23 protein-coding genes and 3 pseudogenes are annotated in these 23,058 nt (G+C 72.2%); 13 read left to right on the top strand and 13 right to left on the bottom strand.

Translation table 11 applies throughout. The features are described from left to right. Position 1: 1 nt before the first annotated feature. Genes ACQPZF_RS07950 through ACQPZF_RS07990 form a run of 9 tightly spaced genes read right to left on the bottom strand, consistent with a single transcriptional unit; the run spans position 2 to position 8,330 of the window. A complete protein-coding gene (locus ACQPZF_RS07950) occupies positions 2-736 on the bottom strand; it encodes a sirohydrochlorin chelatase (RefSeq protein WP_433269792.1) in 735 nt (244 codons plus the stop codon). Continuing rightward, a complete protein-coding gene (locus ACQPZF_RS07955; protein ID WP_433269794.1) occupies positions 733-1,611 on the bottom strand; it encodes an ABC transporter permease in 879 nt (292 codons plus the stop codon). The genes ACQPZF_RS07950 and ACQPZF_RS07955 overlap by 4 nt, the downstream gene beginning before the upstream one ends. After that, positions 1,592-2,377 (bottom strand): ABC transporter ATP-binding protein, encoded by a 786-nt coding sequence (locus ACQPZF_RS07960; RefSeq protein ID WP_433269796.1) that lies wholly within the window; start codon positions 2,375-2,377, stop codon positions 1,592-1,594. Before ACQPZF_RS07960 ends, ACQPZF_RS07955 begins: the two co-directional genes overlap by 20 nt. Positions 2,378-2,397: 20 nt before the next feature. Continuing rightward, positions 2,398-3,480 (bottom strand): ABC transporter substrate-binding protein, encoded by a 1,083-nt coding sequence (locus ACQPZF_RS07965; RefSeq protein ID WP_433269798.1) that lies wholly within the window; start codon positions 3,478-3,480, stop codon positions 2,398-2,400. 23 nt (positions 3,481-3,503) lie between these two features. Next, positions 3,504-4,844 carry a sulfate adenylyltransferase subunit 1 gene (locus tag ACQPZF_RS07970; RefSeq protein WP_433269800.1) on the bottom strand — a complete coding sequence of 447 codons (1,341 nt, stop codon included), beginning with the start codon at positions 4,842-4,844 and terminating at the stop codon, positions 3,504-3,506. Further along, a complete protein-coding gene (gene cysD, locus ACQPZF_RS07975; protein WP_433269802.1) occupies positions 4,845-5,798 on the bottom strand; it encodes a sulfate adenylyltransferase subunit CysD in 954 nt (317 codons plus the stop codon). It lies immediately after the preceding gene. Continuing rightward, positions 5,795-6,496 carry a phosphoadenylyl-sulfate reductase gene (locus ACQPZF_RS07980; protein ID WP_433269804.1) on the bottom strand — a complete coding sequence of 234 codons (702 nt, stop codon included), beginning with the start codon at positions 6,494-6,496 and terminating at the stop codon, positions 5,795-5,797. The genes cysD and ACQPZF_RS07980 overlap by 4 nt, the downstream gene beginning before the upstream one ends. After that, the gene (locus tag ACQPZF_RS07985) at positions 6,493-6,651 is read right to left on the bottom strand and encodes a hypothetical protein (protein WP_015098919.1); all 159 of its coding nucleotides are present in this window, start codon (positions 6,649-6,651) and stop codon (positions 6,493-6,495) included. The genes ACQPZF_RS07980 and ACQPZF_RS07985 overlap by 4 nt, the downstream gene beginning before the upstream one ends. Then, positions 6,648-8,330, bottom strand: coding sequence for a nitrite/sulfite reductase (locus tag ACQPZF_RS07990; protein WP_433269806.1), 1,683 nt, complete (start codon positions 8,328-8,330; stop codon positions 6,648-6,650). Before ACQPZF_RS07990 ends, ACQPZF_RS07985 begins: the two co-directional genes overlap by 4 nt. A gap of 292 nt (positions 8,331-8,622) precedes the next feature. On the opposite strand from ACQPZF_RS07990, the gene hemW reads away from it, so the two are divergent. Further along, complete coding sequence (gene hemW, locus ACQPZF_RS07995; RefSeq protein ID WP_433269808.1) at positions 8,623-9,837, top strand: radical SAM family heme chaperone HemW; 1,215 nt, start codon at positions 8,623-8,625, stop codon at positions 9,835-9,837. Here hemW and ACQPZF_RS08000 read toward each other — a convergent pair. Beyond that, positions 9,830-10,570, bottom strand: a complete 741-nt coding sequence (locus ACQPZF_RS08000; protein WP_433269810.1) for a GNAT family N-acetyltransferase — start codon at positions 10,568-10,570, stop codon at positions 9,830-9,832. The two genes, hemW and ACQPZF_RS08000, sit on opposite strands and share 8 nt — an antisense overlap. Positions 10,571-10,679: 109 nt before the next feature. Between ACQPZF_RS08000 and hrcA the strand changes: the two genes are divergently transcribed. The 5 genes from hrcA to ACQPZF_RS08025 all read left to right on the top strand — a co-directional run bounded on the left by hrcA (position 10,680) and on the right by ACQPZF_RS08025 (position 14,882). After that, on the top strand, positions 10,680-11,702 hold the full coding sequence (gene hrcA, locus ACQPZF_RS08005) for a heat-inducible transcriptional repressor HrcA (protein ID WP_433269812.1): 1,023 nt from the start codon (positions 10,680-10,682) through the stop codon (positions 11,700-11,702). Between the two features lie 78 nt (positions 11,703-11,780). Then, complete coding sequence (gene dnaJ / locus ACQPZF_RS08010; protein WP_433269814.1) at positions 11,781-12,929, top strand: molecular chaperone DnaJ; 1,149 nt, start codon at positions 11,781-11,783, stop codon at positions 12,927-12,929. Then, a complete protein-coding gene (locus ACQPZF_RS08015; RefSeq protein ID WP_433269816.1) occupies positions 12,926-13,660 on the top strand; it encodes a 16S rRNA (uracil(1498)-N(3))-methyltransferase in 735 nt (244 codons plus the stop codon). Before dnaJ ends, ACQPZF_RS08015 begins: the two co-directional genes overlap by 4 nt. Positions 13,661-13,903: 243 nt before the next feature. Beyond that, on the top strand, positions 13,904-14,530 hold the full coding sequence (locus ACQPZF_RS08020; RefSeq protein ID WP_433274473.1) for an alpha/beta hydrolase family protein: 627 nt from the start codon (positions 13,904-13,906) through the stop codon (positions 14,528-14,530). A 10-nt stretch (positions 14,531-14,540) separates the two neighbouring features. After that, a complete protein-coding gene (locus tag ACQPZF_RS08025) occupies positions 14,541-14,882 on the top strand; it encodes a histidine triad nucleotide-binding protein (protein ID WP_433269818.1) in 342 nt (113 codons plus the stop codon). A gap of 121 nt (positions 14,883-15,003) precedes the next feature. On the opposite strand, the gene ACQPZF_RS08030 is transcribed toward ACQPZF_RS08025, so the two are convergent. Beyond that, on the bottom strand, positions 15,004-15,990 hold the full coding sequence (locus tag ACQPZF_RS08030; RefSeq protein WP_433269820.1) for a helix-turn-helix transcriptional regulator: 987 nt from the start codon (positions 15,988-15,990) through the stop codon (positions 15,004-15,006). Positions 15,991-16,066: 76 nt separating this feature from the next. Between ACQPZF_RS08030 and ACQPZF_RS08035 the strand changes: the two genes are divergently transcribed. After that, the gene (locus ACQPZF_RS08035) at positions 16,067-16,405 is read left to right on the top strand and encodes a YybH family protein (protein WP_433274475.1); all 339 of its coding nucleotides are present in this window, start codon (positions 16,067-16,069) and stop codon (positions 16,403-16,405) included. An 80-nt stretch (positions 16,406-16,485) separates the two neighbouring features. Here the strand turns inward: ACQPZF_RS08035 and ACQPZF_RS08040 are convergent, their stop codons facing one another. Both ACQPZF_RS08040 and ACQPZF_RS08045 read right to left on the bottom strand, forming a co-directional pair. After that, positions 16,486-17,868, bottom strand: coding sequence for an FAD-binding oxidoreductase (locus ACQPZF_RS08040; RefSeq protein WP_433269822.1), 1,383 nt, complete (start codon positions 17,866-17,868; stop codon positions 16,486-16,488). A gap of 52 nt (positions 17,869-17,920) precedes the next feature. After that, positions 17,921-18,709: a GNAT family N-acetyltransferase gene (locus ACQPZF_RS08045; protein ID WP_433269824.1), complete on the bottom strand. Its 789-nt coding sequence runs from the start codon at positions 18,707-18,709 to the stop codon at positions 17,921-17,923. A gap of 138 nt (positions 18,710-18,847) precedes the next feature. On the opposite strand from ACQPZF_RS08045, the pseudogene ACQPZF_RS08050 reads away from it, so the two are divergent. The 6 genes and pseudogenes from ACQPZF_RS08050 to ACQPZF_RS08075 all read left to right on the top strand — a co-directional run. Then, positions 18,848-19,558 (top strand): annotated as a pseudogene (locus tag ACQPZF_RS08050) (PhoH family protein); the annotation flags it as partial. Positions 19,559-19,819: 261 nt separating this feature from the next. Then, a pseudogene (locus tag ACQPZF_RS08055) lies at positions 19,820-20,203 on the top strand (PhoH family protein); the annotation flags it as partial. 267 nt (positions 20,204-20,470) lie between these two features. Continuing rightward, positions 20,471-20,836, top strand: a pseudogene (locus tag ACQPZF_RS08060) (PhoH family protein); the annotation flags it as partial. A 5-nt stretch (positions 20,837-20,841) separates the two neighbouring features. After that, positions 20,842-21,396, top strand: a complete 555-nt coding sequence (gene ybeY / locus ACQPZF_RS08065) for an rRNA maturation RNase YbeY (protein WP_433269826.1) — start codon at positions 20,842-20,844, stop codon at positions 21,394-21,396. Between the two features lie 10 nt (positions 21,397-21,406). Then, positions 21,407-22,708, top strand: a complete 1,302-nt coding sequence (locus tag ACQPZF_RS08070; protein ID WP_433269828.1) for a hemolysin family protein — start codon at positions 21,407-21,409, stop codon at positions 22,706-22,708. After that, complete coding sequence (locus ACQPZF_RS08075) at positions 22,701-23,033, top strand: cytidine deaminase (protein WP_433269830.1); 333 nt, start codon at positions 22,701-22,703, stop codon at positions 23,031-23,033. Before ACQPZF_RS08070 ends, ACQPZF_RS08075 begins: the two co-directional genes overlap by 8 nt. Positions 23,034-23,058 lie beyond the last annotated feature (25 nt).

The raw sequence follows: 23,058 nt of genomic DNA on the forward strand, positions 1-23,058 counted from the left end.
CTCAGGCGGACCGGACCGCGAGTTCGGCGCCCACCGCCGCTTCGAACCGGTGCAGCACGAGTTCCGCCACCTCGGGGTCCGGGCCCAGCGGCGGCGCGATCACGGCGTCCTCGCCCGCCAGGGCCGCGACCCGGTCCGGCAGCAGCCCCGGGGCCAGGAACCACGAGGCCACCGCGATCCGCCGCGCCCCCCGCGCCCGCAGCCGCGCCACGGCGGTGGGCACGTCGGGCGACGCGGTGGACGCGAAGGCCGCCGCCACACCCGCCCAGCCCGAGCCCTGCGCCCAACGCCGGGCGATCGAGGTCACGAGGGCGTTCGCCGGGGCATGGGACGAGCCCGCCCCGGCCAGCACCACGCCCCAGTCGCGCTCACCGGACCGGACGCCCACCGAAGCCAGCCGGCGCAGCGCCGCCGACTCCAGGCGCGGATCGGGGCCCAGGACGTCCGCGATCGTCACGTCCAGCGAAGGCAGCCGAGCCTCCGCCACCGCGCCCGGCACGTCCACCCGGGCGTGGAAAGCCTTGCCCAGCAACAGAGGCACGACGACGGCCGACCGGTGGCCGTCGCCGTGCACGGCCCGCAGCACGTCACCCAGCCGCGGCGCGGAGAGGTCCAGGAACGATCCCCGGACGTCCAGCGCGGGCCGCAACGCCCGCACCACGTCCAGCAACTGGTGCACGGTTGCCGCCGAACGCGGGTCGCGGCTGCCGTGCGCCACGGCCACCAGCGCGGTCACAGCGCACCCGTCAATCCGCGCGCCCGCAACACCGCCCGCTCCAGCGGCCGGAACACCAGCAGTTCGATCCCCACGCCCACCAGCAGGATCAGGAAGATCGCCGCGATCACCATCGAGATGTCGTTGAGCGACGAGCCGTTGTGCAGGTACTGCCCCAGACCCTCGCCCAACTGCGGCGAGGTCGCGATGATCTCCGCCGCCATCAGCGAGCGCCACGAGAACGCCCACCCCTGCTTCAGACCCGCCAGGTAGCCCGGCAGCGCGGCCGGCAGCAGGATGTGCCGCGCCGCCGCCAGCTTGCCCGCGCCCAACGCCTGCCCCACCCGCGGCAGCAGCGGCGGGATCTGGTCGACGCCGGCGACCAGGCCGTTGGCGATCGACGGCACCGAGCCCATCAGGACCACGAAGTAGATGGTCGACGGGGTGGCGCCGAACCACAGGATGCCCGCCGGCACCCAGGCCACCGACGGCAGCGACTGGAGACCCGTCAGCAGCGACCCGATCGCCGCCCGCACCACGCGCACCTTGGCGATCAGCAGACCCAGCGGCGTGGCGATGAGGACCGCCGTGAGGAAGCCGAGGACGGCCCGGTGCACGGACGTCCACAGCACGTCCAGCGCGCGGCCGGACTCGATGGCCTCCGCCACCGCCGCCCACACCGACGCCGGGGACGGAAGCTGGTACTCCGGCCAGAACGCCGCCGCCCACAGCCCCTGCCACACGCCGAGCAGCAGGGCGAACGCGATCAGCGGCGGCACCGCGGTGCGCAGGAACCGCTTGCGCAGCGACGGGCGCTGCTCCTGCGACGGCGCGTCCAGCGCGTCCAGACCCGCGCCGACCGCCGCCAGGTCGTTGTCAAGCCGCGGCGTGGCCACTGATCACCTCTCGCAGGTGGCTGGTGATGTCGTTGATCAGGGCCGGCTCGTCACCGTCCACGGTGGCCCACTCGCGGACCACGCGGCCGGGGCGCGAGGACAGCAGGATGACCCGCTGTGCCAGCCGGACCGCCTCGCGCACGTCGTGCGTGACGAACAGGATCGCCGTCGACGTCTCCCGCCACACCCGCACCAGCTCCGCCTGGAGCACGTCGCGGGTGATGGCGTCCAGCGCCGCGAACGGCTCGTCCATCAGCAGCAGGCCGGGCGTGCCCTCCTCGGCGCTGCCCAGCGTCGACGCCAGCGCACGGGCCAGCGCCACCCGCTGCCGCATGCCGCCGGACAGCTCGTGCGGGCGCTTGTGGCCCGCTTCGGCCAGGCGCACCAGCGACAGCAGCTCGCTGGCCTTCTCCCGGCGCGCTCCCCGCTTCAGGCCCGCGAGCCGCAGCGGCAGCTCCACGTTGCGCGCGGCGGTCAGCCACGGCATCAGGGCGGCTTCCTGGAACATCACGGCGGGCCGGGACGTGGTCAGCTCGATGGAGCCGGCGGTGGGCGCGTCCAGCCCGGCGACCAGGTTCAGCAAGGTCGACTTGCCGCAGCCGGACGCGCCCAGCAGGCACACGAACTCGCCCGGCGCGACTTGCAGGTCGACGCCGTCGAGCGCCAGCACCGCGTTCGTGCCGTGTCCGAACGCCTTGCGCACCCCGGACAAGGTCACCGCCGCGTCCACAGTGGACTGCGCGGCGGGCTCAAGCGTGGCGGTCATGGTGTGCCTGCCTTCCCGAGTTACTTCTTGTCCAGTCCGGCGGTGTCCACGGTCGGCTTGCCCGCGGCCGAGAGCACCTTGTTCAGCAGCGTGAAGTCGGCCAGCCCGGCCACGTCCGCGGCTTCCTTGGCGACGCCCGCGACGACCGCGTCCTCCGCCAGCCGGGGGAACGTCTTGGCCTGCGGGTCCAGCGTCAGCTCGATGTTGTCGAACGCGCGGTCCAGCACCGGCTCGCCGAGCGACTTGCCGGTGAGCGTCTTGAGCGCGTTGTTGACGACCTGCTTGGCCTCGGCCTTGTTGCCCAGCGCGTAGTCGGTCGCCCGGAGGTGGCCGCGCAGCAGCGCCTCCACGGTCTGCGGGTGCTCCTGGAGGAACTTCGCGCGCACGATGAGCACCGTGGTCGGGAACTTGCCGCCCTCCCACAGGGCTTCCTCGTCCAGCAGCACCTTCGCGCCCGCGTCCAGCACCAGTCGCGACGACCACGGCTCCGGCGCCCACGCGCCGTGCACGTCGCCCCTCTTGAACAGGTCGAGCGACTGCGCGTTCTCGGTGTTGGTCACGTTGACCTGGTCGGGCCCCGTGCCGATGGCCAGCTTCTGGTCCGACAGCCACTTCTTCAGCGCCACGTCCTGCGTGTTGCCGAGCTGCGGAGTGGTGATGATCTTGCCCTTGAGGTCCGCCGGCGCGGCGATGTCCGGCTTGACCACGAGCTGCGCGCCGCCCGAGGTGGCGCCCGAGACCAGCCGGATCGCCTCGCCCTTGGACTTGGCGTAGGCGTTGATGGCCGGGCCGGAGCCGATGAACGAGACGTCCAGCGACTCGCCCAGCAGCGCGTTGACCGCCTCGGGGCCCGCGTTGAAGGTCTGGGTGGTGAGCTTGGTGCCGCCGAGCTCCTTGGCGAAGTAGCCCTTGTCCACGCCGATCAGCGCGGCGGCGTGGGTGACGTTGGGGAAGTAGCCCAGCCGGACTTCGGCGGCCGGGCCCTTGTCGTCGGCGGGCGTGCCGGCGTTGTCGCCGCCGCCCGCCCGTGAGCACGCGGCGAGTGCCGCGAACGCGGTCAGTATGGCCAGTGACTTGGTCAGGATGCTGCGTCTGTTGCTCACGGCGGCGGTGGCCTTTCTGGGGATCAGGGACCGGGGGAGACGAGGGCGTGGCTGTCGGTCTGGGCGGTGCTCCCGCCCTCGGTACAGCCGGCGACACCGTCGGGCACCGGCAGCGGCGCCCCGACCAGACCCGCGGCCAGCGTGCTGCCGTCCGAGGCGTCGATGACCAGGAACGCGCCGGTGCGGCGGCTGTGGGTGTAGTCGTCGACGGGGACCGGCTCGGCCGTGCGCACGACGACCTGGCCGATCTCGTTGAGGTTGAGCGAGCCGGGGCCTTCCGTGCTGGCCAGCTTCTGCTCGTCGAACCGGTTGCGCAGCTCGGTGACGATCGCCTGGACGGTGCGCGTGCCGTGCTTGACGAGCACCCGCGCGCCGGGCGTCAGCGGCTTCTCGGCCAGCCAGCACACGGTGGCTTCGAATTCGTCGGTGACGGTCGGCGGTTCTCCGCCGGTGATCAGGTCGCCGCGTGAGATGTCGAGGTCGTGTTCCAGGAGGAGGGTGACGGATTGGCCGGCGGCGGCCTGGTCGAGTGGGCCGTCGGCGGTGTCGATCCGGGTGATGGTGCTGCGCAGGCCGATGGGCAGGACGGTGATGGCGTCGCCGACGTGGACGGTGCCGGCGGCGATCTGTCCGGCGTAGCCGCGGTAGTCGGGGAAGTCGGGGGTGCGCGGCCGGATGACGTACTGCACCGGGAAGCGGAACGGCGCGTCGTGCGGGTCCGCGTCGACCGGCACGGTCTCCAGGTGCTCCAACAGGGTCGGCCCCGCGTACCAGGGGGTGCGCGCCGAGCGGTCCACCACGTTGTCGCCCGCCAGCGCGGACACCGGGATCTCCACCACCGCGTCCTCGGCGAACCCGAGCGCGGTGGCGTGCGCGGTGAACTCCTTGGCGATGCGGGAGAACGTGACCTCGTCGTAGTCGACCAGGTCGATCTTGTTCACCGCGAGGACCAAGCGCGGCACCCCCAGCAGCGCGAGCACGGCGGCGTGGCGGCGGGTCTGCTCCACCACACCCTTGCGCGCGTCCACCAGGAGCACACCCAGTTGGGCCGTGGACGCTCCGGTGACCGTATTACGGGTGTACTGCACGTGTCCCGGCGTGTCGGCGAGCACGAAGGACCGCTTCGGGGTGGCGAAGTACCGGTATGCCACGTCGATGGTGATGCCCTGCTCGCGTTCCGAGCGCAGGCCGTCCACCAGCAGCGACAGGTCCGGCGTCGCCAGGCCGCGGTCCGCGCTCGCGCGGTGCACGGCGTCCAGCGTGTCGGCGAGCACGGACTTGGTGTCGTAGAGCAGCCTGCCGACGAGCGTGGACTTCCCGTCGTCCACGCTGCCCGCGGTCGCAAGCCTCAACAGGTCGCTCATTTAGAAGTAGCCCTCCCGCTTGCGGTCTTCCATGGCGGCTTCCGACAGCCGGTCGTCGGCGCGGGTCGCCCCGCGCTCGGTGAGCCGGGACGCGGCGACTTCCGCGATCACGGTCTCGATGTCGGCGGCGTCGGACTCCACCGCGCCGGTGCACGAGCCGTCGCCAACGGTGCGGTAGCGGACGGTCTTGGAGACCAGGGTCTCCCCGTCACGCGGTCCGCCCCACGGGCCTTCGGCCAGCCACATGCCGTCACGGAGGTAGACGTCACGCTGGTGCGCGTAGTAGATCGACGGCAATTCGATCCCCTCTCGCGCGATGTAGTGCCAGACGTCCAGCTCGGTCCAGTTGGACAGCGGGAATACCCGCACATGTTCCCCCGGACGGTGCCTTCCGTTGTAGAGGTTCCACAATTCGGGACGCTGGCGCCGCGGTTCCCACTGACCGAAAGCGTTGCGCAGGCTGAAAATGCGCTCCTTGGCCCGCGCCCGCTCCTCGTCGCGGCGTCCGCCGCCGAACACCGCGTCGAATTTGTGAGAGGTGATCGCGTCCAACAATGGAACGGTCTGCAATGGATTCCGCGTGCCGTCGGGACGTTCCGCGAGCCGCCCGTCGTCGATGTAGTCCTGCACGCGCGCCACTTCCAGCCGCAGCCCGTGCTGCGCCACCACGCGGTCGCGGAAGTCGATGACCTCCTCGAAGTTGTGGCCGGTGTCCACGTGCAGCAGCGGGAACGGCACCGGCGCGGGCCAGAACGCCTTCACCGCCAGGTGCAGCAGCAGCGTCGAGTCCTTGCCGCCGGAGAACAGGATCACCGGCCGGTCGAACTCGCCCGCCACCTCGCGGAAGATGTGGATCGCCTCGGATTCCAGGCGTCCCAACGTGTCCAGCGCCGTGGTGCGCGGACCTCCGGTGTCCGTGCCAGGCCCGGCGAGCAAGTCTTCGGTCGTCGTCATCCGTGCAACCCGCATTCTGTCTTCGACTGCCCGGCCCACCGGCCACTGCGCGGGTCGGCGCCCGGCAGCGGCTTCGCGGTGCACGGCGCGCAGCCGATGGAGGGATAACCCGCCTGCACCAACGGGTTCTCCAGGACCCCGTGCTCGGCGATGTAGGCGTTGAACTCGTCGTCGGACCACGCCGCGATGGGGTTGACCTTCACCAGCCCGTTGCGGTCGTCCCACTGCACGACCGGCGTGTTCGCGCGGGTCGGCGCGTCGACCCGGCGCACGCCCGTGACCCAGGCGTCGTAGTTCTTCAGCGTGCGCTGCAAGGGGATGACCTTGCGCAACTGGCAGCACCGGTTCGGGTCGGTCCGGTTCAGCAGCCCGAACTGCGCCTCCTGGTCGGCGACCGACTGCTCGGCGGCGGCGTTCACGATGTGCACGTCCGGGTAGACCAGGTCCACCGCGTCCCGGGTGCCGATGGTCTCGGCGAAGTGGTAGCCGGTCTCCAGGAACAGGACGTCGATGTCCGGCTTCGCCTTGACCGCCAGGTCGATCAGCACGGCGTCCTGCATGTTCGACGCGACGATCCAGCTCTCGCCGAACGTCCGGGCGGTCCACGCCAGCGTCTCTTCGGCGGTGGCGTCAGCCAACTCGACCGAAGCGGCCTGCGCGATCACCTTCAGTTCCTCGACCCTGGTGGGGGCGGTCATCGCTGCACCTCCTGAGGAAGGTTGAGACCCACGAACTTCACGGTGAACACGCGGCGGCAGGAGGCGCACAGCCACGAGTAGCTGGGCTCCTCCTGCGGCCGTAGGTCCTCGTCACCGCAATAAGGGCAATAAAAAGGTGTGGCCCTCTCACTCATTTCAAATCCGCCTCGTCGGCGCGAGCCACCCACTGGGCGAACCGCTCGTCTTCCTTGCGGTTGGCCACGAAGTTGCGCACCACGCGTTCCACGTAGCCCGACAGCTCGGCCGCGGTCACCTTGTGGCCGCGCAGTTTCCGGCCGAATCCGGCGTCCAGGCCCAGCCCGCCACCGAGGTGCACCTGGAAACCCTCGACCTGGTTGCCGTCCGCGTCGGTCACGATCTGGCCCTTGAGCCCGATGTCGGCGGTCTGGATGCGGGCGCACGAGTTCGGGCAGCCGTTGATGTGCACGGAGATCGGCGCGGTCACCCCGGACACGATGTCCGCCAGCCGCGTCTCCAGCGTCGTCACCAGCTCGACCGCACGGGCCTTGGTCTCGACGATCGCGAGCTTGCAGAACTCGATGCCGGTGCACGCCATCACGCCCCGCCGCCACGGCGACGGCTCGGTCTGGAGGCCCAGCTTCGCCAGATCGGCTTGCAGCGCCTTGACTTCCGCCTCGGGCACGTCCAGCACGATCAGCTTCTGCTGCGGCGTCAGGCGAACCCGGTTCGACCCGGACCGCTCGACCGCCTTCGCGACCTCCACCAGCGTGGAGCCGGACACGCGCCCGGCGATCGGGGCCGCGCCGACGTAGTACCGGCCGTCCTTCTGCCGGTGCACGCCGATGTGGTCGTGCGGGATCTCCGGCACCTCCGGCGGGGGGCCGTCGACCAACTCGCGCTTGAGGTACTCGGTCTCCAGCACCTGGCGGAACTTCTCCGGGCCCCAGTCGGCGACCAGGAACTTGATCCGCGCCCGGTGCCGCAGCCGGCGGTAGCCGTAGTCGCGGAAGACGCTGATCACGCCTTCCCACACGTCCGGCACCTCGTCCAGCGGCACCCACGCGCCGAGCCGCTTGCCGATCATCGGGTTGGTGGACAGGCCGCCGCCGACCCACAGGTCGAAGCCGGGGCCGTGCTCGGGGTGGTCCACGCCGACGAACGCGACGTCGTGGATCTCGTGCGCCACGTCCGGCAGGCCGGAGATGGCGGTCTTGAACTTGCGCGGCAGGTTCGCGAAGCGCGGGTCGCCGATGTAGCGGCGCAGGATCTCGTCGATCGCGGGCGACCCGTCGACGACCTCGTCCTCGGCGATGCCGGCGACCGGGGAGCCGAGCACCACGCGCGGGCTGTCGCCGCAGGCCTCCATCGTGGTCAGGCCCGCGTCCTCCAGCTTCCGCCAGAGGGTGGGCACGTCCTCGATGCGGATCCAGTGGTACTGCACGTTCTGCCGGTCGGTGATGTCGGCGGTGTCGCGCGCGTAGGTCTGCGACAGCTCGCCGATCAGCGCGAGCTGGGACGTGGTCAGCCGGCCGCCGTCGATGCGGACGCGGAGCATGAAGTACTCGTCGTCCAGCTCCTCGGGCTCCAGGGTGGCCGTCCGGCCGCCGTCGATGCCGGGCTTGCGCTGGGTGTAGAGCCCGTACCAGCGGAATCGCCCGCGCAGGTCCGCCGGGTCGATCGAGTCGAACCCGCCGTGGGCGTAGATGTTCTCGATCCGCGAGCGGACGTTGAGCGGGTTGTCGTCCTTCTTGCTCCGCTCGTTCGGGTTCAGCGGCTCGCGGTAGCCCAGCGCCCACTGCCCCTCACCTCGGCGCTGCTTGGCACGCTGAGGCGTCGTCGTCGGGGGGACCATCCTCGTCCTCCGGGGTTTCGGGGCGCTGGTGCGCGTGCGAGTCCCGGTGGGGCTGTGGTGGGGGTCTCGTCAGCGCACCCGGCGCCGACGGGAACAAACAGTCGGGCGCGGGTTATGCCGAAGGACGGCACATCGCGCTGGAGACACGACGGAAGTCGACGTGGCGGCGGACCACCAAGCGCACTCCGTTCGACGTCATGGTTGTCAGCGTGCCACGCGTCCACCCCGTGGTCCACCGCCATCCGCATGCTGGGACGGGGTTCCCGGTCCTGGTAACTGGGACAATGGGGACATGCCCTCCGCCCTGCCGATCGGCGACCCCGCGCCGCCCGACGGCTCACTGCCCGTGGCCGCCTTGGCGGGCCTCGGCTCCCGCCCGTTCGGCGTCTACGTCCACGTGCCGTTCTGCGCGACCCGCTGCGGCTACTGCGACTTCAACACCTACACCGCCGGTGAGCTGGGCACTTCCGCTTCGCCGGCGTCCTGGCTGGACGGCCTGCGGCGGGAGCTGGACCTGGCGGCGGCGGTGCTCGGCGACGCCCCGGCGGCCGACACGGTGTTCGTCGGCGGTGGCACTCCGTCACTGCTGGGCGCGGACGGCCTGGCCGACGTGCTGGCCGCGGTCCGGTCCTCGTTCGGGCTCGCGGAAGGTGCGGAAGTCACTACGGAGTCCAACCCCGAATCGACTTCGGCCGGGTTCTTCGCCGCCCTCCGTGACACGGGTTACACCCGGGTGTCGCTGGGCATGCAGTCGGCGGCCCGCCACGTGCTGGCCGTGCTGGACCGGGCCCACACGCCGGGCCGCCCGGTGGCGGCGGCGCGCGAAGCCCGCGAGGCCGGCTTCGACCACGTGAACCTGGACCTCATCTACGGCACGCCCGGCGAGTCCGTCGACGACCTGCGCGCCTCCCTGGACGCCGTGCGGGAGGCGGGCGTGGACCACGTGTCGGCGTACGCGCTGATCGTGGAGGAGGGCACGGCCCTGGCCCGCCGGGTGCGGCGCGGCGAGCTGCCGATGCCCGACGACGACGTGCTGGCCGACAAGTACGAGCTGATCGACGCCGCGCTGACCGCACAGGGCCTGCGCTGGTACGAGGTGTCGAACTGGGCGGCGGACGCGGATGCGGAGTGCCGCCACAACATCCTCTACTGGCAGGGCGCCGACTGGTGGGGCGCGGGACCGGGCGCGCACAGCCACGTCGGCGGCGTGCGCTGGTGGAACGTCAAGCACCCGGCCAAGTACAGCGAGCTGCTGGCCGCCGGCCGCTCCCCGGCCGCGGGCCGCGAGGTGCTGGCGGCCGACGACCGCCGGGTGGAGCGCGTCCTGCTGGAACTCCGCCTGGCCACCGGTCTGCCCGTCGACGTCCTCGACGCCGAGGGCCAGTCGGAGGCGAAGGTCGCGGCGGCGGACGGCCTGCTGGACCCGGACGCCCTGGACCGGGGCCGCTGCGTCCTGACCGACCGGGGCCGCCTGCTGGCCGACGCCGTGGTGCGCAGGCTCACTTGAGCGAGATCGCCGCCGACTCGCCGATGGTCCGGTACCCGATCGGCCCGTACAGCCGCCCGGCCTTGCCGTCCGGCTCCGTCTCCAGGAACGGCCGGTGACCCGCCGCGAACACCCGCGCGGTCAGCGCGCCGCACACCGCCGACGCGATGCCCCGGTTCCGGAACCCCGGCACCACGGCGATCCCGGCCACCTGCGACCAGCCGCCCTGCGGCCCGGTCGACACGCCGCCGCCCACCGGCTCGCCGTCGACCGACGCGAGCAGCAGCAGCCCACCGTGGTCGAGCAGCGCCCGCTGGCGCTCGATCGCGGCCTCCCGGGTGAGGGAACCCACACCGAAGGCCGTGTTCTGCACCTCGGACACCGCCACCAGCTCGTCGTCCGACGTCGCCTCGACCACCGTCACCCCGTCCGGCACGTCGGGGACGCGCAGGTCGTCCGGGTCGACGCTCATCATCGGCAGTAGCTGGTCCACCGTGAAACCGGCCTCGGCCAGCGCCGCGTCCACCGCCGGGAACGGCCGCAGGTACTCCAGCCTGGGGGTGCGGGACCGGGCGCGGAACGCCTCGACCAGCTCCGCGACCTGCGCGGCGGTCGGTGCCGCGGCGGCGTCGGGCACCGCGTAGTTCATGAACACGTTGTCACTGTGGGCGTCGAAGCGCACGAGGAACGGGCCCACGCGTTCGGAGTGGGCGCGGATCGAGTCGCGCAGGGAGGCCTGGATGTCGGCGAGCACAGTGGAAGCTATCCACCCGCGCGAACCCGTGCCACCGACTTTCCCTTCCGGGACCACCACCTCCGTAAACTCATGGTGAAGCAGGTCGTCGTAGTGGAGGTGACGCGCGGTGAACGCCGATGAGCGCCGGTTCGAAGTGCTGCGCGCGATCGTTGCCGACTACGTCTCCAACCAGGAGCCCGTCGGGTCGAAAGCGCTGGTGGATCGGCACAACCTGGGGGTGTCCAGCGCGACCGTGCGCAACGACATGGCCTCGTTGGAGGAGGACGGCTACATCACCCAGCCGCACACCAGCGCGGGCCGGGTGCCCACCGACAAGGGCTACCGGCTGTTCGTGGACCGGCTCAGCGAGGTCAAGCCGCTGTCCTCGCCCGAGCGCAAGGCCATCCGGAGCTTCCTCGAAGGCGCGTACGACCTGGACGACGTGCTGCGCCGCAGCGTCCGCCTGCTCGCCCAGCTAACCCGCCAGGTCGCGGTCGTGCAGTACCCGACGCTGAGCCGGTCCACCGTGCGGCACCTGGAAGTGCTCGCCATCACACCGGCCCGGCTGATGCTGGTGCTGATCACCGACACCGGCCGCGTCGACCAGCGGTCCGTGGACCTCGGGGACGTGATCACCGAGGAGAACGTGGGCCGGATGCGGTCCATGCTCAACGCCGCCATGGTCGGCAAGCGGCTCTCCGACGCGTCCGCCGAGGTAGCGCAGCTCCCCGACCAGGCGCCCAAAGAGCTGCGCGATGTGGTGCTGCGGGTGAGCACGGTGCTGATCGAGTCGCTGGTGGAGCACCCGGAAGAGCGGCTGGTGCTGGGTGGCACCGCGAACCTCACCCGCAACGTGGCAGACTTCCCCGGTTCGCTGCGCCAGGTGCTGGAGGCGCTGGAGGAGCAGGTCGTCGTGCTGAAACTGCTGGCCGCGGCCCGCGATCCCGGCACGGTCCTGGTGCACATCGGCGAGGAGAACGAGGCGGCCGAGATGCGCAGCACCTCGGTCGTGTCCATCGGCTACGGGAGCCGGGACAACCTGCTCGGGGGCATGGGAGTGGTGGGTCCGACCCGCATGGACTACCCGGGAACGATGGCGGCCGTGCTCGCGGTGGCCAACTACGTGGGGGACATCCTGACTTCACGGTAGCCGGGGAACACCGGACGCCCACAGGACGTTTCGCAAGCGAGCGAGCGCGCGCTCGGCGCGCCCGCAGGAGGACACACGGTGGCGAGGGACTATTACGGCACGCTCGGGGTCTCCAGGAACGCGACGCCCGAGGAGATCAAACGCGCCTATCGCAAGCTCGCGCGCCAGCTACACCCGGACGTCAACCCCAACGAGGAGGCGCGCTTCAAAGAGGTGACGGCCGCCTACGAGGTGCTGTCGGACCCGAGGAAGCGCGAGCTCGTCGACCGGGGCGGTGACCCGCTCCAGTCCGGTGGCGGTGGCGGCGGGATGCACGACCCGTTCGCGGGCTTCGGGCTCGGCGACATCATGGACGCGTTCTTCGGGGCGACGGGGGGCAGCGGGCGCGGGCCGCGCAGCCGGGTGCAGCCCGGTTCGGACGCGCTGATCCGGCTGTCCATGACGCTGGAGGAGTGCGCGGCGGGCGCGTCGCGGGAGCTGACCGTGGACACGGCGATCCTGTGCGACCGGTGCGTGGGCAGCGGCTGCGCCGAGGGCTCGTCCCCGGTGCGCTGCGACACGTGCGGCGGGCGCGGCGAGGTGCAGTCGGTCCAGCGCTCGTTCCTCGGCCAGGTGGTCACGGCCCGGCCGTGCCCGGTGTGCCGGGGGCTGGGCGAGGTCATCCCCGACCCGTGCCTCCAGTGCGCGGGCGAGGGCCGGGTGCGGTCGCGGCGGACGATCTCCGTGCAGATCCCGGCCGGCGTGGCCGAGGGCATGCGGGTGCGGCTGGCCGGCCAGGGCGAGGTCGGCTCCGGCGGCGGCCCGGCGGGCGACCTGTACGTGGAGGTCGAGGAGATCCCGCACGAGGTGTTCGAGCGGGACGGGGCGAACCTGCACTGCTCGGTGCGCATCCCGATGACCACGGCCGCGTTGGGCGCGGTGCTGCCGTTGCAGACCCTGGACGGCGAGGAGGAGCTGGAGATCGAGCCCGGCACCCAGCCGAACACCGAACTGGTGCTCACCGGCCGGGGCATGCCGAGGCTGCGGTCGTCCGGCCGCATCGACGGGCGCGGCGACCTGCACGTGCACCTGGAGGTCGTGGTGCCGACCAAGCTCGACGCGCGGCAGTCCGAGCTGCTGCGGGAGCTGGCCGCGGTGCGCGGCGAGGAGGAGCCGACGCTGGCGCACAACGGCAAGGGTGGCGGCGGCCTGTTCTCGCGGCTGCGGTCCGGCCGCGCCCACCGGTGACGCTGCCGGTCTTCCTCGTCCCGGCGCTGCCGTCCGGCGCGGAAGCCGTGCTGGACGGCCCCGAGGGGCGGCACGCGGCCACCGTGCGGCGGCTGCGCGCGGGGGAGGAGCTGGTGCTCTCCGACGGGACCGGCGCGCAGGTGCGGTGCGTGGTCGACGAGGCGTTGAAGGATTCGCTGCGGCTGCGCGTCGTCGAACGCTGGGTGGTGCCCGAGCCCGCCGTGCGGGTGGTGGTGGCGCAGGCATTGGTGAAAGGCGACCGCGGCGAATTGGCCGTGGAACTGGCGACCGAGGCGGGTGTCGACGGCGTGGTGCCGTGGAAAGCCGCGCGGTGCGTCACGAAGTGGGAGGACGGCCCCCGCGGGGCGAAGGCGCTGGAACGCTGGCGCAGCACCGCGCGGGAGGCCGCGAAACAGGCTCGGCGGGCCCGCGTGCCGGTGGTCGCGGAGCCGGTGAACACCCGCGCGCTGGCCCGTTTGGTCGAATCCGCCACAGTTGCATTGGTTTTGCACGAATCGGCGTCGGTGACCCTCAAGTCGGCGCCGCTGCCCGCCGCGGGCGAGGTGCTGTTGGTGGTGGGGCCGGAAGGCGGCATCACCGACGACGAGCTGGCGGCGTTGACCGAGGCAGGCGCGCACGCGGTGCGACTGGGCCCTACCGTTCTGCGAGCGTCGACGGCGGCGGCGGTGGCGTTGGGAGCTGTGGGTGTGCTCACCGATCGCTGGGGGTAATGGGCGCTGATCCCTTCTGGCGAACCTCCGGAATAGGGGTTACCCTCATGGCCTGAGGGGTTGCATTGGTCTAGTCGGAATCGGCCCTTCAGACCACCAGACTCGCCGGACACCTCCCCCCTCGGTCCGGCGTCGCCGCGTCGCGGTGGGGCGACCCCCAGGTCCCATCGCGACGCGGCCCTTTCATGTCAGGGGGTTTCTTTGCGCGTTCCTTACGGCAGCCACCCGAGCCAGTTCGGTGAATTGTCGTCACCCGACGGTTCGGGCTCGTTTCCTGTTGTCGTCGTCATCCACGGCGGTTTCTGGCATCAGCGTTATGGATTGGAGCTGGGACGCCCGCTCGCGGCCGACCTGGTCGCCCACGGCGTCACCGCCTACAACATCGAGTACCGGCGGGTGGCCGGTGGCGGCGGGTGGCCGGCAACCGGCGACGACGTGCTGGCCGCGATCGACGTGCTCGACGCCGACGTCGTGACCCTCGGGCACTCGGCGGGCGGCCACTTGGCGGTGTGGGCGGCGGCGCGGCACCCCCGGGTCGTCGGGGCCGTCGCGCAGGCCGGTGTCCTGGACTTCCGCCGGCACCCGCAGATCACCCGGCGCGCGGCCGAACTGCTCGGCGGGCTGCCCGACGAGGTGCCCGAGCGGTACGCGGACGCGTCGCCCGCGGCGTTGTTGCCGATCGACAAGCCCCTGGTCCTGGTGCACGGCGAGGACGACGAGGACGTGCCGGTCGAGCAGAGCGTGTCGTTCGCCGAGGCCTCGGGTGCGGAGCTGGTCACGTTGCCCGGTGTCGGCCACCTGGACCTGATCACGCCCGGCACGGCGGCGTGGGCGGTGTGCCGGGACGCCGCGGTCCGGCTGGCCCGCTAGCCTGCGGTGCATGTCCGACTGCCTGTTCTGCCGCATCGTCGCGGGCGAGGTCCCGGCCACGATCGTGCACGAGACCGAGACGACCACGGCCTTCCGCGACATCTCGCCGCAGGCGCCGACGCACGTCGTGCTGGTACCGCACCTGCACTCGCCGGACGCCGCCGCGCTCGCGGTCGCCGCGCCGGGCGTGCTGGACGACCTGTTCGTCGCGGCGGGCGAGGTGGCCAAGGCCGAGGGCATCGCGGACAGCGGCTACCGCCTGCTGTTCAACACCGGCGCGGACGCGGGCCAGACCGTGTTCCACGCCCACCTGCACCTGCTCGGCGGACGCGCGCTCGGCGCACTCGCCTAGATCCGCGCCCGGCTCGGACCGCGTCCGGCTGGACCCGCGGCCCGACCGGACCCGCGGCCCGACCGGACCCGCGGCCCGACCGGACCACCCGCCGGACCTGCGCTCTTCGGCGTTCCGCCCCCTAGACGGGCTCTTCGCCGGACACCCCGTAGCAGGTGGCGACCGCGGCGGCGCGGTTGCGCAGGGAGGTGCGCAACCACTGCGGGGCCAGGGCTTCCGCGTTCGCGGCGAGCTGCCACAACGCCCATTCGGCGTGCCTCGGGTCCTGGAAGGTCACCTCCAGCCGCGGCCAGCTTTCCGCGTCGGCTTCTTCGGCGAGGACGGCCACCGCGGTGCGCACCAGGTCCTCGCGCCGCGCCGGGTGCACCCGCACCAGCACGGTGACCTGGTCGTCGCCGGCCCGGAACCGCGTGCTGCGTTCCTGCCAGGCCCGGTCCAGGTCGACCCGGTCCGGTCGCTGCGCGGGTTCGGCGAGTTCCTCGGCGGCCAGGACCCGGGACAGCCGGTACGTGCGGTCCTCGCCGGACCTCGTGGCCAGCAGGTAGCCCTGGTCGCGCACGGTGACCAGGCCGATCGGGTCCACCGTGCGCCACTTCGGGGTCTGGCCCGCCGCCGCGTAGTGGATGCGCAGCTTGTGCCCGGCGAACACCGCGCGCCGGACCTCGGCCACTACGGCGTCGGGCACCTCCTCGGCGACCAGCCGGCGGGCGAGGAGGTCGGTCTCCGGGTCGATGAGCAAGCGCCGGGCCGCGCCGGCCGCGGTAGCCCGATAGCTCTCCGGCAGCGCGTCGACCACCTTGCGCATGGCGGACGCGAGCGCCGAGCCGAGGCCGAACGCCTGCGCGCCGCGCCGCGATCCGGCGACCAGCAGGGCGAGTGCTTCGTCGTGGTTCAGCCCGGTGAGTTCGGTCTGGAAACCGGGCAGCAAGGCGAAACCGCCGTGCCGGCCGCGTTCGGCGTAGACCGGGACGCCGGCCGCGGACAGCGCCTCGATGTCGCGCAGCACGGTGCGGGTGGACACCTCCAGCTCGCGGGCCAGCGCGGTCGCGGACAGCCGACCGTGCCGGCGCAGCAGGAGCACCAGCGACACCAACCGGTCGGCGCGCACACGGGAACTTTACCGGAATACACGACACAGGGTGTCGTGATTCGTTGGCAGGCTCATCGGCATGACGAGCAAGACACTGGCCACCGAGCCGAACGACCTGGGCAAGTACTTCATCGAGCGCGCCAACGCGGGCGACGTCGACGGGCTGGTGGCGTTGTACGAGCCCGACGCCGTGCTGGCGTTCCCGCCGGGCAACCTCGCGACCGGACATGCGGAGATCCGCAAAGTGTACGAGCAGTTCCTCGCCGCCGCGCCGGTGCTCTCGCCGGGTAGGCAGCACCCGGCGCTGGTGAGCGGCGACCTGGCACTCACGGCGTCCACGCTGACCACCGGTGAGATCACCGTCGAGGTCGCCCGTCGCCAGTCGGACGGGTCGTGGCTGTGGGCCGTGGACCAGCCGGTGCTCGTGCCGTGAGCGGGGCGGCGGTGGGTCGGCGCCGGCCCACCGCCGCACAGCGGCGTGTGGACGCCCGGGGCCCCGATCGCGATGAGTCCCTAAACGGACTGCGGGAACGCCAGCACGCGGTCCGGGTCGTAGCGCCGGGCCACCCGGCGCAGCCTCGGGTAGTTGCGGCCGTAGTAGGCCGTGCGCCAGTCCGGCATCTCCGGGTCGATGTAGTTCACGTACCCGGTCCCGAGGCCCAGCCCGTCGCGCACCACGGCCAGTTCCCGTCGCGCCTGCGCCTCACTCACCCCGGCCGCCTCGACGAAGACCTGCGCGGCGGCGATCGCGTCCCGGTGAGGGAACGCCGTGTCCTCCGCCCGGACCCGCCCGATCGCCCCGCCGAGCGCGTCGCACAGGATCGCCGTCGCCCGCTCGCCGTCCAGCAGCCCGACCACCCGCGCCGGGTCGAGCGGACGCCGCACCATCCGCGACGAGGCCACGAACGGCAGCCCGGTGAACGGCGGACACCCGTTCAGGCAGTTCGCGTAGTACCGCATGGCCGTCAGGGAGTCCATCGGCCGGACATCCCGCGCCAGTACCGGGACCTTCGCCGCCAACCGGTCCAGCAGCGGTGTCAGGGACTCCGGCGTGCCCACCCAGCAGCCGGACACCAGCGCCCGGGTCGGCGTGCCCGAATCGAGCCGGCACGCCGACCACAACCCGTCCGGCAAGTCGACCATCCACTCCTGCCACGCGCCGAACACGTCCACCGCCGCGCCCGGCGGGGTGCGCAGCTCGAACGGCGCCAGGTCGCGGGCCGGGGCGGTGGCGAACCGGAACGACGTGACGATCCCGAAGTTGCCGCCACCGCCGCCGCGCAGCGCCCAGAACAGGTCCGGCTCGTGCTCCGCGTCCACCCGGCGCAGGCAGCCGTCCGGCGTCACCACCCGCGCCCCGCGCAGCCGGTCGCTGGTCAGCCCGTACTTCCGGCCCACCACGCTGATCCCGCCGCCCAGCGCCAGCCCGCCGATGCCGACACTGCGGCACGTCCCGGCGGGCAGCAGCCGGCCGGCCGCGCCCAGCCCCTCGTACAGGTCGATCATCGAGGTGCCCGCGCCGACGGTCGACACCGGTCCGGCGTGCACCCCGCTCAACGCCGACAGGTCGACCACCAGCCCATTCTCGGGCACCGAGTAGCCCGCATAGCTGTGCCGACCGGCCCGCGCGGCGACCGGAACGCGGTGCGCCGACGTGAACTCCAGGCAGCGGGCCACGTCTGCCTCGTCCGCGCATAACGCGATCGCTGCCGGACGGCGCTGCGCGTACACGAGGTTGTAAGGACGCCGAACGGTGTCGTAGTCGGCGTCACCGGGTAACACCAGCCGTCCGTTCAGCACCCGGCGCAGCCGGTTCCAGTCCCGGTCCCACGTGCCCAGAGCCGCGAGACCGGTGGCTCCCAGAAACGTCCTGCGGTCGAACTCCACGACGTCCACCCCCACCCACAATGGTGAACCGATGTGACGTCCGACACAGCCGTCTAACGGGTCATCCGAGCGCCTGCATCACCGGCGCGTAGAGCAGGTCACGGCGGCCGGTGAACTCGCCGCGCACCATCTCGTCCACCTCGAACCGCGCGGGCATCCCGTGCGCCGACAGCCACGCCGCCAGCTCCGGGTCGGCGACGTCCACCCGCGCCGGACCGGCCCCCGCCGCGTCCGCGATGAGTGCCCGCGCGGTCGCGACCGAGTCCGCGACCACCGGCCCGACCATCAGCCGGTCGGTGTTGTGCCAGGACGCGACGAACCCGCCGTCCGCCACCCGGACCTCGTGCGCGAAGTCGAACAGCGCCGCCCACATCGCCGACCGGTCCGCGCCGAACACCTCCGCGTCCTCGGCCACGAGCCGCGCCCGGTCCGCCGGTCCGCACGGCCTGCTCACGCCCTGGGGAGGCGCGGTCAGCGTGCCGCAGTGCGCCGCCAGCCTCCCGACCGCCCGGAACCCGAGCTTCTCGTACAGCGGCCTGCCGAACGACGTCGCGCACAGCGACGCCACCGGCGTGTCCGCGAACGCCAGCGCGTGCTCCACGACCCGCCGCCCGAGCCCGCGCCCGGCGTGGCCGTGGGCCACCAGCACCATGCTCACCGCCGTGTGGATGTCACCGAATCGGGTGACGATGGCGGTGGCGACCAGGTCGTCGCCGACGAACACGCCGAACCCCGACCCGACCCGCAGCAGGAACCGCCACTTGGCCTCTTCCGGCGGCCAGTCCCGGTCGGCGGCCAGCTTGACGCAGGCGGGCACGTCGGCGGGGGTGAGGGCGCGCAAGATCTCCACGCCGACGAGTAGACACGCCGTGTCCAACCCGTTTCTTACTCCGGTGCGGAGTGTCGGTGGGGGCGGCTAGCATCGGTGGAAATACGTACCGGCACCCCAAATTCGGCGCGAACGCGCAGGAAGCAGGCCCGAGGCCACGTGGCCGACACCGCTGACACCACGCCGCAGGCAGGCCACGCCGCGGCTGACGCCCAGTCCAAGTTCGCCGTGCCCGACGGCGCGGTGCTCGCCCTGCTCGGTTCGCGCGACCAGAACCTCCGGCTCGCGGAGGAGCTGCTCGACGCCGACGTGCACGTGCGCGGCAACGAGATCACGCTGTCCGGCCAACCCGCCGACGTGGCGTTCGCCGAGCGGGTGTTCACCGAGCTGGTCACGCTCGCCAGCCGCGGCCAGGAGGTCGGCCCGGACACGGTCCGCCGCACCGTCGCGATGCTGTCCGCGGGCACCAGCGAGTCGCCCGCGGAGGTGCTGAGCCTCGACATCATCTCCCGGCGCGGGCGCACCATCAGGCCGAAGACGCTGAACCAGAAGCACTACGTCGACGCGATCGACCAGCACACCGTGGTGTTCGGCATCGGCCCGGCGGGCACCGGCAAGACGTACCTGGCGATGGCGAAGGCCGTGCAGGCGTTGCAGGCCAAGCAGGTCAACCGCATCATCCTCACCCGCCCCGCGGTGGAGGCGGGCGAGCGGCTCGGCTACCTGCCCGGCACCCTGTACGAGAAGATCGACCCGTACCTGCGCCCCCTGTACGACGCGCTGCACGACATGGTCGACCCGGAGTCGATCCCGCGCCTGACCCAGGCGGGCACGATCGAAGTCGCCCCGCTGGCCTACATGCGGGGCAGGGCCCAGCCGGTGTTCACGAACGTGCTGACGCCCGACGGCTTCCGCCCGATCGGCGAGCTGGCGGTCGGCGACCTGGTGGTCGGCTCGAACGGCGAGCCGACCCCCGTGCTGGGCGTGTACCCGCAGGGCGAGAAGGACATCTACCGCGTCACCGCGCAGGACGGGGCGTCGACCCTGTGCTGCGGCGATCACCTCTGGACCGTCCGGACGGCCGCCGACCGCCGCCGTGCCAAGCCGTGGCGGGTGCTGGAGACCAAGGAGATGATCGCCGATCCGGAAGCAGGGTACGAGCTGCCGCTGCTCTCCGCTCCGGCCCGCCTGCCGGAGCGCGAGGTCCCCGTGGACCCTTACGCGCTCGGTCTGTTGCTCGGTGACGACTGCCCGACCACGCCGTCGATCGCCGCCGAGGATGCGGAACCCGCCGCCACCCCGAACCGCGTGCGGGCCGCCGGTGACGTCCTCACGCTGGAGCACACGAAATCCATCCCGGACGCCTACCTCGACAACACCGCGGAGGTGCGGCTGGCCGTCCTCCAGGGGTTGCTGGACGCCGAAGGCGAGCCGGTGGCGCAAGACGGCCGCACCTGCCGCGTCCAGTACACGACCACGTCCTCCGCGCTGAGGGACAGCGTGCTCACGCTGGTCAGATCCCTCGGCGGCGTCGCCTACGCCCGCCGCCGGCCGGTCTCGCACCGGCACGACGCGTACATCATCGACATCCGGCTGCCCGAGGGCGTCGAGCCGTTCCGCCTCAGCCGCAAGCGACAGAAGTACCAGGCGGCCGGCGGCGGTGGGCGGCCGATGCGGTTCATCGACAGCATCGAGCCCGCCGGGCGGGCCGAAGCGGTGTGCATCCAGGTGGCGGCGGCCGACTCGCTCTACGTCACCGAGGACTACCTGCTGACGCACAACACGCTGAACGACGCCTTCATCATCCTGGACGAGGCGCAGAACACCACGCCCGAGCAGATGAAGATGTTCCTCACCCGGCTCGGCTTCGGCTCCAAGATCGTGGTGACCGGCGACATCACCCAGGTCGACCTGCCCGGCGGGCAGCGGTCCGGGCTCAAGGTCGTCCGGGACATCCTCGAAGGCGTCGAGGACGTCAACTTCTCCATCCTGACCAGCAGCGACGTGGTCCGCCACCGGCTGGTCGCGGACATCGTGGACGCCTACGAGAAGTGGCAGGTCGAGCAGGACGAACGCGATCTGGGCGACGACCGGCAGCAGCACGCCGGACCCGGTGCGCGGTCGCGAGGGCACCGCCGGGGACGATAGGCGCCGTGAGCATCGAGATCGCGAACGAGTCGGGCGTGACCGTGGACGAGCCGTCCATCGTCTCCGCCGCCCGATTCGCGCTGGACCGGATGGGTGTCAGCCCGCTGGCGGAGCTGTCCGTGCTGCTGGTGGAGCTGGACGTGATGGCCGACCTGCACCAGCGCTGGATGGACCTGCCGGGACCGACGGACGTCATGGCGTTCCCGATGGACGAGCTGGACTCGGCCCGCCGTCCCGACGCGGCGGGCCTGGGCCCGGCGCTGCTCGGCGACATCGTGCTGTGCCCGGCGTTCGCCCGGGACCAGGCGAAGAAGGCGGGGCACAGCCTGCTCGACGAGCTGCACCTGCTGACCGTCCACGGCGTGCTGCACCTGCTCGGCTACGACCACGCCGAGCCCGCCGAGGAGCGTGAGATGTTCACCCTCCAGAACCGCATCCTGGGCGACTTCCGCACGGCCGCGGCCGAGGCCGAGCGGACCGCCGCGCAGCGCGAGGCCGATTCGAAACTGCTCGGGGCGGTGGGCCTGGAGGATTCCGACAGGCCCGACCCGACCGCCTGAGGCGGCGGCGGTGACGGGGGACTCCACCAGCCTGATCGTGCTGGCCGTCCTGCTGGTGCTGGCTGCGGGCGCGTTCGCGGGCGCGGACGCGGCGCTCGGCACGGTGTCGCGGGCTCGCGTCGAGGCGTTGCAGCGGCAGGGCCGGGCGGGCGCGCGGCAGCTCATCCAGGTGCTGGCCGACCGGCCCCGGCACGTGAACCTGCTGCTGTTGCTGCGGCTGGGCTGCGAGCTGTCGGCGACGGTCCTGGTGACCGCGGTGTGCCTGCGGCTGATCGCCACGCCGGCGGTCGCGGTGCTGGTCGCGTGCCTGAGCATGTTGGTCGTGTCATACGTGCTGGTCGGCGTCGGGCCGCGCACGATCGGCCGCCAGCACCCGTACGCGGTGAGCCTGCTCGCCGCCGGGCCGATCCGGGTGCTGGGCCGCGTGCTGGGTCCGCTGTCCCGGCTGCTGATCCTGGTCGGCAACGCCATCACCCCCGGCAAGGGCTTCCGCGAGGGCCCGTTCTCGTCCGAGGTGGAGCTGCGCGAGCTGGTCGACATGGCGCAGGAGCGCGGCGTCGTGGACGAGGGCGAGCGCGAGATGATCCACTCGGTGTTCGAGCTGGGCGACACCATCGCGCGCGAGGTGATGGTGCCGCGCACCGAGATCGTGTGGATCGAGCAGGCCAAGTCGGTGCGGCAGGCGCTGGCGCTGTCGCTGCGCACCGGGTACACCCGGGTGCCGGTGATCGGCGAGAGCGTGGACGACATCGTCGGCGTGGTGAACCTGAAGGACCTGGTGCGGCTGACGCTGTCCGAGGAGCCGAACGGGACGGTCGTGGCGGACGTCATGAAGCCGGCGTCGTTCATCCCGGACTCGAAGCCCATCGCGGACCTGCTGCGCGAGATGCAGTTGTCCCGCAACCACCTGGCGGTCGTGGTGGACGAGTACGGCGGCACGGCGGGGCTGCTGACGATCGAGGACATCCTGGAGGAGATCGTCGGCGAGATCACCGACGAGTCCGACACGGACGACCGCCCGCCGGTCGAGCACCTGACCGACGGCTCGGTGCGGGTCAGCGCGCGGCTGCCGGTGGACGACCTCGACGCGTTGTTCGGCACCGAGCTGGACGACCACGAGGTGGAGACGGTCGGCGGGCTGCTCGCCCAGCGCCTGGGCCGCGTGCCGCTGCCCGGCACCGAGGCGGAGATCGCGGGCCTGCGGATGCGGGCCGAAGGCGGCAAGGACGAACGCGGGCGGATGCGCATCACCACGGTGCTCGTCCGCCCGGTGAACGGCGACCACAGCACGGAGGGAACCCCCGGTGACTGACCTCGGCCCTGAGGACACCAAGATCATCACGCTGGCCCGCTCGGCCCGCGCCCGCAGCGGGGCGGCCGAGGGCGCGGCGGTCCGCGACACGGACGGCCGGACCTACGCGGCGACCACGGTGGCCCTGCCGTCGCTCCGCCTGACCGCGTTGCAGGCGGCCGTCGCGGCAGCCGTGTCGAGCGGCGCGGAAGGCCTGGAAGCCGCCGCCGTGGTGACCGCCGCCGACACCGTGGACGCCTCCTCCGTGGCCGCCGTCCGCGACCTGACCGCCGACGCGCCCGTGTTCCGCGCCGACGCGTCGGGCACCCTCCAGGACACCGTGTAGAGCACCGCGCCGCTCGGCGGACCTA

It is taken from the genome of Actinosynnema sp. CS-041913, from assembly GCF_050942485.1.
Lineage (GTDB): Bacteria > Actinomycetota > Actinomycetes > Mycobacteriales > Pseudonocardiaceae > Actinosynnema.

Bases quoted from the DNA above. Each gene is read 5' to 3' on its own strand.
- ACQPZF_RS07960 (WP_433269796.1), bottom strand. From the start codon at position 2,377: ATGACCGCCACGCTTGAGCCCGCCGCGCAGTCCACTGTGGACGCGGCG.
- ACQPZF_RS07970 (WP_433269800.1), bottom strand. From the start codon at position 4,844: ATGAGCGACCTGTTGAGGCTTGCGACCGCGGGCAGCGTGGACGACGGG.
- cysD (WP_433269802.1), bottom strand. From the start codon at position 5,798: ATGACGACGACCGAAGACTTGCTCGCCGGGCCTGGCACGGACACCGGA.
- ACQPZF_RS07980 (WP_433269804.1), bottom strand. From the start codon at position 6,496: ATGACCGCCCCCACCAGGGTCGAGGAACTGAAGGTGATCGCGCAGGCC.
- ACQPZF_RS07985 (WP_015098919.1), bottom strand. From the start codon at position 6,651: ATGAGTGAGAGGGCCACACCTTTTTATTGCCCTTATTGCGGTGACGAG.
- ACQPZF_RS07990 (WP_433269806.1), bottom strand. From the start codon at position 8,330: ATGGTCCCCCCGACGACGACGCCTCAGCGTGCCAAGCAGCGCCGAGGT.
- hemW (WP_433269808.1), top strand. From the start codon at position 8,623: ATGCCCTCCGCCCTGCCGATCGGCGACCCCGCGCCGCCCGACGGCTCA.
- ACQPZF_RS08025 (WP_433269818.1), top strand. From the start codon at position 14,541: ATGTCCGACTGCCTGTTCTGCCGCATCGTCGCGGGCGAGGTCCCGGCC.